This is a genomic window from Bacillus salacetis (assembly GCF_003581585.1).
Lineage (GTDB): Bacteria > Bacillota > Bacilli > Bacillales > Bacillaceae_B > Rossellomorea > Rossellomorea salacetis.
The window spans coordinates 50,209-60,207 of sequence record NZ_QXIR01000029.1 but is presented as its reverse complement, the minus strand read 5'-3'; the positions used below and the strand labels follow the sequence as shown (position 1 = coordinate 60,207).

The following is a 9,999-nucleotide window of genomic DNA, read 5'->3' as shown; positions in this document are numbered from 1 at the left end:
TCCGAGCCTTCAGTGCCGATGGTAGTTGGGGCTCCCCCTGTGAGAGTAGGACGTCGCCAGGCAACCAAAAGAGTACCCAAAGGGTGCTCTTTTTTTGTATGAGAAAATAAGAATATGCTCGGATTGTTTAGTTCCGCAGCCTACTCAGAAGCAGTGCGAGGATGGGGAGGAGCAAGAAGGTCGAGGACGACAGGGAGAGAGCACCGGAATGGGCTCTGCCCATGAGGATGCGAACGAGCGAAGCGGACGAAGAGATTCGCCGCTCATCGCCTTTTAGATGCAAAAGCACCTGGTTTTGATGTATAACTCTGTATTTAAAGGGTTTTGTAAATGATTGAATTAATTATCAACAATGAAAACCGAGCCTACAAGATGACAGCTATTTATAGAAGGGGTGAAATATCCAAAAAAGAAGAGTCTTTTTCCTATAGAGAATAGTATACCTGTTCCTTTTTTTAAGGCTCTTTTCGTAAACTTTGTTGCTATTTCAAAGTAAATTTCAAATAATATCCTGGTAAGCCGTAAAGAAAAGAGCTGCTCTTTCTTTTTCGAGAGTAAAACCCCGGAATTCAGGGGAAAAATCAGCCACTTGGGATTTTTCCAAAAGCAACAATATATGCGAAAACAGCCTTTTTAAAAGAAATTCCCTATAGACATACACAGACATGATTTTCCATACATAGTATAGCTACATGAGATAATTCATTTAGTTCAAATTTTGCGAAAACACGTATAATTGAACGGCTTCGGGGAAGAATAGGTGTATGGAGGTGGGGAGACTGGTGTTGAATACAGAGAAGACAGTAAGGGAAACGTGTATCGTTTGCAGTCAGGAGAAGGCGACAGGCATACATCTGTACACATCATTTGTCTGCATAGATTGTGAGAAAGATATGGTCTGTACTGAAACGAACAATCCTCAGTATAAGTATTTCGTGGAGAGATTAAAGAAAGTCAATACACCGCAAATATTTTCGTAATCGAAGCCGGGAGAAGCTGCCCGGTTTTTTATTTTTTTATAGGTCATCAGCCTGTAACCTATACATTGTCCGGAGTTTCCTGATGAAGAACGGGAGTGGAACAAGAAGGAATCCTTTAAGAATGCGTATGAAATCAGTCATTGAATCAGACAGGGTTATGGTACGATGGAATTGGAATTTATACAGGAAGGGTTGCGTGTATGACGAATCAAAGCAGGATGCCTTTAGTGGAGGCACTTCAGAATCATATAAATAAAGATACCATTTCTTTTCATGTGCCTGGACATAAGAACGGGCAGCTTTCAGAGGGACAAGCAGTTAATCTACTGAAATATGATGTTACTGAACTTACAGGATTGGATGACCTGCATGCTCCTTCAGAAGCAATCATGGAAGCACAGGGGTTATTGGCTGCTCATTATCAGACGAAGAAGAGTTATTTTCTTGTAAACGGCAGTACGGTTGGAAACTTGGCCATGATATTGGGAAGCAGTGAGAATGGTGATATTGTTTTCGTCCAGCGAAACTGCCATAAATCCATTTTGAATGGGCTGAAGCTTGCGAACGTAAGGCCGGTATTCCTTCACCCTGAAATGGATGCACGGACAAGTACGGCTGCGGGTATTTCCAGGGAAACATTTGCAGAGGCATTAGAGAAATATCCAGGAGTAAAGACAGTTATTCTAACCTATCCGACCTACTATGGAATGGTGTATGAGCTTCAATCCATTATTGAAACAGCACATGTCCACGGAGTAAAAGTGCTGATTGATGAAGCACATGGCGCTCATTTTTCCAGGGGAAGATTTTTTCCATCATCTTCTTTGACATGGGGGGCAGACGCGGTTGTCCATTCTGCCCATAAAACCTTGCCGGCTATGACAATGGGTTCATTTCTGCATATACAAAATGACAATATCGATGTCCTGAAGGTGGAGCACTATCTTGGAATGCTTCAATCGAGCAGTCCCTCCTATCCGATCATGGGTTCCCTCGACTCTGCGCGGCATTATTTAGCGTCTTATTCAAGTGAAGATGCCGACTTTTTCTCCAGGGAAAGAGAACGATTTATCACAAGTCTGAGAGAGACCGGTTTTGAAGTCATTGAAGCAGATGACCCGTTGAAATTACTGGTGAGATTTCAAGGTCTATCAGGCTTTCAACTGCAGGAACAATTGGAGGAAAGAGGAATATATGCAGAACTGGCCGATCCTTATCAGGTTCTGTTCATTCTGCCGCTGTTAAAAAAAGGTTCTCCATTCCCTTTTGAACGGGCAGCAGAAAAGCTGAAGGGAATCTCACCAGCAAAAGGGACGGGAAGTTACGCCAGTTTTAAGAAAAAGAAAAAAATCACCGCCCTCAATGTTTCTTATAAAGAGATTGATAAAAGAATGAAGAAGTGGATTTCAATAGAAGAGGCAGCCGGAGAGACGGCAGGTGAGGTGCTGATACCCTATCCTCCTGGAATCCCCTTGTTCTATCCTGGTGAAGAGATTACGGAAGAAGCGATTGTGGAGCTTAAATGGTGGATGGACCATGGAGCAAAATTCCAAGGGGGACACTTATTAAATGAAGGAAAAATCTGCGTAATTGAGTAATTCTGCAGTCATATAAGAAATAAGTTATAATGAAACAAGCATCTACTGAATCGCGGAGGTTGAAGGATGGAACAAGGAATATTTATAACAGTTGAAGGTCCTGAAGGAGCAGGAAAGTCAACGATCATCAAGCAGATGGCGGAAGAACTGGCAGGTAAGGGCCATGAAGTGGTTTTGACAAGGGAACCGGGTGGAATTACGATTGCTGAGGAAATCCGTGAAGTCATACTAAACCCCAAGCATACGGAGATGGATGAAAGAACGGAAGCGTTATTATACGCTGCGGCGAGAAGGCAGCACTTGGCAGAGAAAGTCATTCCTGCTTTGGAAAACAAACAGATTGTCCTATGTGACCGTTTCCTGGATAGTTCACTGGCTTATCAGGGGCATGCAAGGGGAATCGGCATGGAAGAGGTATACAGCATCAATCAATTCGCTATAGGAAATACAATGCCGGATATAACGCTGTACTTTGATGTTGAACCGGAAGTAGGGTTGCAGCGCATCAGTAAACATCAAGGCAGAGAAGTGAACAGACTCGACCTGGAAACTCTGGAATTCCATGAACGTGTCCGCGAGGGCTACTTAATGCTTCTCGAAAAATTTCCTGATCGTATAAAAAAAATTGATGCAGGCAAGTCTTTTACTGAAGTTTACCAACATGCGTTCAATATAGTGGAGAAATATATAGCCGCGAGACCAGTCAAATAAAGGCTGGTCTTCTCTGGACTATAGAGCCTTTTTCGAAAGGTTGTTTTAATTTTCCAATATTTATTTAAAAAGTTTGAACATGATCAGATATTATGTAAGGAATATTCTTGCTATAATGGATATAAACAGATTTTCGGAAAGAGTCACTCGAAAGGAAGTGGAAGAGATGAAAATGATAATGGCAGTTGTACAGGATCAGGATAGCAATCGTCTTTCCAATGCTTTGATGGATCATAATTTCAGATCAACGAAATTGGCCAGTACCGGTGGATTCCTGAAATCCGGAAATACCACCTTTTTAATCGGCGTGGATGATATAAGGGTTGAAAAAGCCCTCCAGGTCATCAGGGATAACTGCAAGTCCAGGGATCAAATGGTGGCTCCGGTTTCCCCTATGGGCGGCAATGCCGATTCATACGTCCCTTATCCAGTAGAAGTCGAAGTTGGCGGTGCAACCGTGTTTGTCCTGCCTGTGGAACAGTTTCACCATTTTTAAAAGTGAGGGAATCGGGATATGAAAATCAATCAAGATCTCCGCGTCGGTGTCGATAAGATCCGTACCGATCAAAAGCCGAACCCTGAAGGTTCTGTAAAGTTCAGCGCGCTGGTCGGAAAACAAGATCAGAAACTGCAGATGGAACAGCTTGGAAAGCTGATGGGGGATATCACCAGTGCAGGAGAAAGGCTTGCCCGATCAAGGACCTTTAAGGACCTGGCTAAATATAAGACCCTGGTCAAAAGGTTTGTGAAAGAGGCAGTCGATTATGGCATGAACCTGAAACAATCCCATACCTGGAACCAGCATGGGGAAGGCAGGAAGCTTAATATTGTCGAGAATGTGGACCATAAGCTGATGGAACTGACAGAAGATATTCTAAATGAAGAAAAACAGTCAATTGATATTTTAGGAAAGATAGGCGAAGTAAGAGGCTTATTAATTAATTTATATACGTAAGTGAGTGATCGCGATTGTCCATGACCTGGGAAGAACTCAATGAAATACAGCCTGTTGTCCTGCAAATGCTGGCCAACAGCATTACAAGAGATCGAGTGGCGCATGCTTATCTCTTTGAGGGAGAAAGAGGAACGAGGAAGAAAGATATTGCCGTCCTCTTTGCTAAGTCGCTTTTGTGTGATCAGCCAGTGAATGGGATAGCGTGCGGCAAGTGCAATAACTGTAAACGGATCGACAATCAAAACCACCCTGATGTGCATGTGGTTGAACCGGATGGGCTTTCCATCAAGAAAGATCAGATTCGCGCTTTGCAGAGTGAATTCAGCAAAACAGGGGTTGAGTCCAAGCAGAAAATTTACATTGTTTCACATGCCGACAAGATGACCCCTAATGCAGCCAACAGCTTGCTGAAGTTTTTGGAGGAACCTTCTTCAGAGACAACAGCGATCCTGATGACAGAACAGGTTCACCGGATCCTGCCCACCATCATTTCACGCTGCCAGGTTGTTTCATTTCAGCCACTACCTAAAGAATTGATAAAGGACAGGCTGATTTCTGAGGGAATCAATCCCGGTATGGCCGCCTTGACAGCAAGTTTAACTAATAATTACCAGGAAGCATTTGAATTAAGCAGCGAAGACTGGTTTGCACAAGCAAGAATAATAGTGTTAAAATTGTATGAAGTCCTCCGCAAAAGTCCATTTCAGGCAATGATTACTTTGCAGGAGGATTTTAACGAGCATTTCAAAGAGAAGCATCAAATAGATCGAGCATTGGATCTTTTACTGCTTATATATAAAGATCTCCTATATATACAGATAGATAAAGGGGATAAGCTGGTTTACCCGGATAAGAAACAGGATTGGGAGTCAGATGCGCTTCAGGTTTCCACAAACAGTCTGTCTGGGAAGATGACAGCCGTACTTGAAGCAAAACGGAAGCTTAACGCAAATATGAATACTCAGCTGTTATTGGAACAGCTTGTGCTAAAATTACAGGGGTGATTTCCTTTGTACGATGTTGTAGGCGTACGCTTTAAAAAAGCGGGTAAAATATATTATTTCGATCCAGGCGAACTGGCAATCGAAAAGAATGATTATGTCATCGTGGAAACAGTCAGGGGAGTGGAATATGGGAAAGTTGTCGTCGACCGCAAGCAGGTTGGCGAAAACGACGTAGTCCTTCCTCTGAAAAAAGTTATAAGGCTGGCCGATCATAAAGATCAGATGGCTGTCCAGGAGAATAAAGATGCGGCAGAAGAAGCTTATGAAGTCTGCTGCAATAAAATTACCGAACATCAGCTGGATATGAAACTGGTTGATGTGGAATATACATTCGATAGAAATAAAGTAATCTTCTATTTCACGGCAGACGGCAGGGTGGACTTCCGTGAATTAGTCAAGGATTTGGCATCCATTTTCCGTACCCGCATCGAACTTCGTCAGATCGGCGTCAGGGACGAAGCAAAAATGCTTGGCGGAATCGGCCCTTGCGGCAGGATGCTTTGCTGTTCAACTTATTTGGGAGATTTTGAACCAGTTTCAATTAAGATGGCGAAAGATCAAAACCTTTCTCTGAACCCGACGAAGATCTCCGGTTTATGCGGCCGTCTCATGTGCTGCCTGAAGTATGAGAATGACGAATATGAAGCGGCCAAGGAAGAACTTCCGGATGTGGGAGAGGTAATCAGCACGCCGCATGGCAAAGGCAGAGTAGTCGGTCTCAACATTTTAGAACGTGTCATCAAAGTCGATATCAAAGAGGCTGAACGTGTTCTTGAATTTACTTTGGATGAAATCTCAAACGAAAGTGCCGTCTCAATTCAAGCCACAGAGTAACGGGGTGGAGTTTAGTGGATAAAAAAGAGTTCTTTGATTCAGTCAGTAATATGGAGCAACAAATAGGACAGCTTTACCAGCAGCTGGGTGAGTTAAAACAAGTCTTAGCGGAAATCTTAGAAGAGAATAATTCCCTTCAGCTGGAAAACGATCATTTGCGCAGAAGACTGGAGCAAACAGGGAACTCTTCGAAAGGCGCTGCACGTAAAGGTAAAAAGGGATCCAAGCAGTCTCAGTCCGAGGATAAATCATTGGATGTCGGTGAAGGCTATGACAATCTTGCCCGGCTGTATCAGGAAGGATTTCATATCTGCAATATCCACTTCGGCAGTCCCCGTAAAGATGAAGATTGTTTGTTTTGCTTATCTTTTCTTAATAAGAAATAGCTATCACTTTAAGCCTTCCTGTCCAGCAGGAAGGCTTCGTTTTTACATATAAGCAGCCTCATGAGTAAATATAGCAGGATGCCAGACACTAAAAAACAATATATTTTACATAGACGTGTACGGAGGGGAAGAGATGGTTGAGTTGAAGGAAGATGAAAGGCTGGATTATTTATTGGCGGAAAACTTAAGGATCATCCAAAGTCCTTCGGTGTTTTCATTTTCGCTCGATGCCGTATTGCTTGCGAATTTTGCAGGCATCCCGAAGCGGAAAGGGAAAATCATCGACTTATGCTCAGGGAACGGAGTGATTCCTTTGATGCTGAGCAATCGGACCAGTGTACCGATTACAGGGGTGGAGATTCAGGAAAGATTATTTGAGATGGCCAATCGAAGCATCGATTATAACCAGCTGGGAAACCAGATTTCCATGATTCATGGAGACCTTAAAGATATGCCTGCCCTTTTTGGAAATGATAAATTTGATGCGGTTACATGCAATCCCCCTTATTTTTCAAAAAGTGAAAAAGTAAAAATCAACAGTAATGAACACTATGCGATTGCCCGCCATGAATTGCTTTGTACACTCGAAGATGTGGTGAAGACGGTGAGCTTCCTCCTTAAGCAGGGAGGAAAGGCTGCATTTGTACACAGGCCGGGAAGAGGAGTGGATCTTCTCACTCTTATGAGGGAGTATCGTATAGAACCGAAGAGGGTTCGGTTTGTTTATCCCAATCAACAGAAGGAAGCCAACACGGTGCTGGTGGAAGGGATCAAGGATGGAAGCCCGGATTTGCAGGTCTTGCAGCCCCTGGTCGTATATAATGAAGAAGGCAGTTATGGGAGTGAAGTCCACCGTATGCTGTATGGACATGAGTAAAGCCCCACTATTGAAAAGAAGGTGAAGAGGATGAAAACACAAAAAAGCTTTCTGGATACTGAAGCAGGATCTCTGTATCTTGTGCCGACACCCATCGGCAATCTGGAAGACATGTCTTTCAGGGCTGTCAGGATATTAAAAGAGTGCGATGTAATTGCTGCAGAAGACACCCGAAACACGAAGAAGTTATGTAATTACTTTGAGATTGACACCTATGTCGTCAGCTATCATGAGCATAATAAAGAAGCAAGCGGTGAGAAGCTGCTTGAACGAATAGAGAATGGTGAAACAGTTGCCCTTGTGAGTGATGCAGGTATGCCGTGTATTTCCGATCCCGGCTATGAAATCGTGAAGGAGGCGGTGACCAGGGGGATAGCCGTCATTCCCCTTCCCGGTGCAAACGCAGCCCTGACAGCCTTGGTTGCCTCCGGGCTGGTCCCGCAGCCATTTTACTTTTATGGCTTTCTATCGCGCAATAAGAAGGAAAAGCGGAAAGAACTTGAAACGCTTTCCAAACAGAACAGTACGCTGGTTTTTTATGAATCGCCGCACAGACTGAAAGAAACCTTGAAAGAAATGAAAGAAATCCTCGGCAATCGTTCCATAGTCTTATCACGTGAACTTACCAAGAAATTCGAGGAGTTCATCAGAGGGTCCCTTGAAGAGGCATTGGAATGGTGCAGTGAGGGAGAGGTCAGGGGAGAATTCTGTCTTATTGTAGAAGGTAATCCTCATAAAGAAACAGATGTTGAAGAAAGCTTTTGGTGGAGTGAGCTTACGCCTGCACAACATGTTCAGCAATATATAGATGAAAAAGCCATCACCCCGAAAGAAGCAATCAAGATGGTGTCCAAAGAAAGAGGGCTCCCGAAAAGGGATGTCTATCAAGCGTTCCATATTGAATGAAACCAAAACATCCTGCCTTCAAGCTTGTTTAGTTTTCAATTAAAATACAGAGTGCTAAACTGAAATGGAAATAACTTTCCAAAGGAGTTACCTATGACACAACCGATGAACGAGAAATTATATAAGGCGCTTATAGAAAATAAATCAGATTTGGCCGATCAATGGTTGAAGATGAGGGGAAAGAAACCCAACTCCATCTATTCTTATGATGCTGATGAAAAATATGAAATGCTTCTAAGGGAACAAAATAAACTGACGACCCAAACAATCGCCAGCTCCTTGTTGGAGGATAAAGAAGAATACTTTAAGAATCGAGAACAATGGGCATCCATGGTAGCCAGAAGTCGGGCGGACTTAGGGACTCCTATTTATGAAGTGCTTGAATCAGTGCACCAATTCAGAGCGGTCATCATGGACTTCTTAAATGAATTTACAGAGGATGAAGAAGAAGAGATCACGAACAAGCAGCTGCAGGAATGGAATCAGTCCATTCACACCGCCTTTGACCTGTTAATCCAGGAGTTTTCAAAAATGTACTATGATATCACCCGGGATCGAATGAAGGCCCAACATGAATTGATTGCAGAGCTTGGTTCTCCTGTGATCCCTGTCGGGGAGGCAATTGCTGTCCTTCCGTTGATAGGGGATATCGATACGGATAGAGCAGCAAGAATAATGGAATCTGTACCAGCCAGATGCATGGAAGAACAAGTCGATATGCTTTGTATCGATTTATCTGGTGTACCTGTAGTCGACACCATGGTTGCGCACCAGATTTATAATATCATTCAAGCCTTATCTCTTCTGGGAATAAAAACCGCGTTATCCGGAATCAGGCCGGAAGTGGCAATGACGTCCGTCCAGCTTGGAATCGATTTAAAAGAGATCAACACCTTTCATTCCTTAAAGCAGGCTTTGAAGAAAATGGGCCAAACAAATTGAATATGAAAAAAAGCACCCTGGGGAGGTCCTTTTAAAAGGTACCGTTCTTCAGGGTGCTTTTACATGCATTCTTCATCTATTATTTTTCAATTTGGAAAGAGCTTTGAATTTCTTTAACGATCTTTTCAGCGCCTTCACGGCTTAAGATCAGCTTTCCATCTGCTAATTTGATGTTATCATCAGATACTTCACCTGTTACATGGCAAGTCATGCTAGGCTTATATTTCTTAAGGATAATTCTTTCATCATCCACATAAATCTCCAAAGAGTCTTTCTCGGCAATTCCCAACGTACGGCGCAATTCAATTGGAATTACTACACGTCCAAGTTCATCTACTTTACGTACAATACCAGTTGATTTCATATTAATAAACTCCCTTCCAAATAATAATGTATTTTAATTCGTCATTTTTCGACATCTTTTTTGAATATGAATCTATAATAACAGCGATTCCAAAATCCGTCAATAATAAAAATTGTAAATTTTTTTATTTTGTATCTCGAAACAAACCTGATTTTACAAGGTTTCCATAAGTTTGATACTGTTAAAATTTCCAATTTATTATTATTATCAGAAAACAAATATAAGTAAACCTGTGTCGAATCAAAAGTTTACATATATCTTAATTCGACAAAATACGACATAAAAATAAAATGCATGTCGAATGAAAAGCTCTCCAACCCTCCCTTAGTTGCAGAATCGGCTTATTTTAGGTATATTTTGAGGATACAAGAGGTTATGATGTATTTATTGCAGCAGTTAAATAGCAGGGGTCTTTCACCTGTCGAATCAATAAAATACACTA

General features: G+C 42.4%; 12 protein-coding genes. 11 read left to right on the top strand and 1 reads right to left on the bottom strand.

Translation table 11 applies throughout. From position 1 onward, the window contains the following. The first annotated feature begins 782 nt into the window (after positions 1 to 782). The 11 genes from D3H55_RS18035 (at position 783) to D3H55_RS17985 (ending at position 9,193) form a co-directional block, all read left to right on the top strand. Positions 783 to 980, top strand: a complete 198-nt coding sequence (locus D3H55_RS18035) for a sigma factor G inhibitor Gin (protein ID WP_338067960.1) — start codon at positions 783 to 785, stop codon at positions 978 to 980. A gap of 140 nt (positions 981 to 1,120) precedes the next feature. Beyond that, complete coding sequence (locus D3H55_RS18030) at positions 1,121 to 2,578, top strand: aminotransferase class I/II-fold pyridoxal phosphate-dependent enzyme (RefSeq protein ID WP_240628662.1); 1,458 nt, start codon at positions 1,121 to 1,123, stop codon at positions 2,576 to 2,578. 66 nt (positions 2,579 to 2,644) lie between these two features. Continuing rightward, positions 2,645 to 3,289: a dTMP kinase gene (gene tmk, locus D3H55_RS18025; RefSeq protein ID WP_119548699.1), complete on the top strand. Its 645-nt coding sequence runs from the start codon at positions 2,645 to 2,647 to the stop codon at positions 3,287 to 3,289. 166 nt (positions 3,290 to 3,455) lie between these two features. Further along, entirely contained in the window at positions 3,456 to 3,785 is a 330-nt protein-coding gene (gene darA / locus D3H55_RS18020; RefSeq protein ID WP_119548698.1) for a cyclic di-AMP receptor DarA, read from the top strand. 18 nt (positions 3,786 to 3,803) lie between these two features. Further along, on the top strand, positions 3,804 to 4,244 hold the full coding sequence (locus D3H55_RS18015) for a YaaR family protein (RefSeq protein WP_119548697.1): 441 nt from the start codon (positions 3,804 to 3,806) through the stop codon (positions 4,242 to 4,244). A gap of 20 nt (positions 4,245 to 4,264) precedes the next feature. Continuing rightward, complete coding sequence (holB, locus tag D3H55_RS18010) at positions 4,265 to 5,248, top strand: DNA polymerase III subunit delta' (protein WP_119548708.1); 984 nt, start codon at positions 4,265 to 4,267, stop codon at positions 5,246 to 5,248. A 6-nt stretch (positions 5,249 to 5,254) separates the two neighbouring features. After that, entirely contained in the window at positions 5,255 to 6,082 is an 828-nt protein-coding gene (locus D3H55_RS18005; RefSeq protein WP_119548696.1) for a PSP1 domain-containing protein, read from the top strand. Between the two features lie 14 nt (positions 6,083 to 6,096). Continuing rightward, the gene (yabA, locus tag D3H55_RS18000) at positions 6,097 to 6,468 is read left to right on the top strand and encodes a DNA replication initiation control protein YabA (protein WP_119548695.1); all 372 of its coding nucleotides are present in this window, start codon (positions 6,097 to 6,099) and stop codon (positions 6,466 to 6,468) included. A 133-nt stretch (positions 6,469 to 6,601) separates the two neighbouring features. Next, the gene (locus D3H55_RS17995; protein ID WP_119548694.1) at positions 6,602 to 7,345 is read left to right on the top strand and encodes a tRNA1(Val) (adenine(37)-N6)-methyltransferase; all 744 of its coding nucleotides are present in this window, start codon (positions 6,602 to 6,604) and stop codon (positions 7,343 to 7,345) included. Between the two features lie 30 nt (positions 7,346 to 7,375). Next, positions 7,376 to 8,251, top strand: a complete 876-nt coding sequence (gene rsmI / locus D3H55_RS17990) for a 16S rRNA (cytidine(1402)-2'-O)-methyltransferase (RefSeq protein ID WP_119548693.1) — start codon at positions 7,376 to 7,378, stop codon at positions 8,249 to 8,251. A gap of 105 nt (positions 8,252 to 8,356) precedes the next feature. After that, positions 8,357 to 9,193 (top strand): STAS domain-containing protein, encoded by an 837-nt coding sequence (locus D3H55_RS17985; protein WP_240628660.1) that lies wholly within the window; start codon positions 8,357 to 8,359, stop codon positions 9,191 to 9,193. 79 nt (positions 9,194 to 9,272) lie between these two features. Here D3H55_RS17985 and abrB read toward each other — a convergent pair whose 3' ends face one another. Beyond that, positions 9,273 to 9,563, bottom strand: a complete 291-nt coding sequence (gene abrB / locus D3H55_RS17980; RefSeq protein ID WP_205685507.1) for a transition state genes transcriptional regulator AbrB — start codon at positions 9,561 to 9,563, stop codon at positions 9,273 to 9,275. Positions 9,564 to 9,999: the final 436 nt, after the last annotated feature.

Bases quoted from the DNA above. Each gene is read 5' to 3' on its own strand.
- tmk (WP_119548699.1), top strand. From the start codon at position 2,645: ATGGAACAAGGAATATTTATAACAGTTGAAGGTCCTGAAGGAGCAGGA.
- darA (WP_119548698.1), top strand. From the start codon at position 3,456: ATGAAAATGATAATGGCAGTTGTACAGGATCAGGATAGCAATCGTCTT.
- D3H55_RS18015 (WP_119548697.1), top strand. From the start codon at position 3,804: ATGAAAATCAATCAAGATCTCCGCGTCGGTGTCGATAAGATCCGTACC.
- holB (WP_119548708.1), top strand. From the start codon at position 4,265: ATGACCTGGGAAGAACTCAATGAAATACAGCCTGTTGTCCTGCAAATG.
- D3H55_RS17995 (WP_119548694.1), top strand. From the start codon at position 6,602: ATGGTTGAGTTGAAGGAAGATGAAAGGCTGGATTATTTATTGGCGGAA.
- rsmI (WP_119548693.1), top strand. From the start codon at position 7,376: ATGAAAACACAAAAAAGCTTTCTGGATACTGAAGCAGGATCTCTGTAT.
- D3H55_RS17985 (WP_240628660.1), top strand. From the start codon at position 8,357: ATGAACGAGAAATTATATAAGGCGCTTATAGAAAATAAATCAGATTTG.